Origin of the sequence: Aliivibrio sp. S3MY1 (assembly GCF_028765575.1) — a bacterium.
Lineage (GTDB): Bacteria > Pseudomonadota > Gammaproteobacteria > Enterobacterales > Vibrionaceae > Aliivibrio.
In genome coordinates this window covers 1-381 of the sequence record NZ_JARACO010000131.1, presented here as the reverse complement: position 1 = coordinate 381, position 381 = coordinate 1, and the positions used below count along the sequence as shown (strand labels likewise).

The 381-nt window shown below is 44.6% G+C and carries 1 pseudogene; it reads left to right on the top strand.

Annotation, left to right across the window (positions count from 1 at the left end):
• A pseudogene (gene chiP / locus PVK62_RS17560) lies at window positions 1-381 on the top strand (chitoporin); the annotation flags it as partial.

Genomic DNA, 381 nt, shown 5'->3' with positions numbered 1-381 from the left:
ACTGGTTTTGTAGTAGAAAACGAATCTCGTATTGGTTTCCGTGCACATAAAGAGATGTTTGAAAACGTATTGATCACAATGCAAATTGAATCTGGTTATGTTGATAGTACTGACTGGCCACACGGCGGTGTTTCTGGTGGTGTGCTAGGTTTCCGTGATACGTTTATTGGTGCATCTGGTGATTGGGGTAACGTACGTGTCGGTCGCGTTCTTACTCCACTATACGAACTGGTTGATTGGCCTTTCTCTAACCCAGGTTTAGGCTCTGTATTCGATTGGGGCGGTATTGCTGGTCACTACGATCGTCAATCAAACCAAGTTCGTTATGATTCTCCTAAGTTTGGTGGTTTCTCATTTGCCACGTCAGTGGGTCGTGATGAT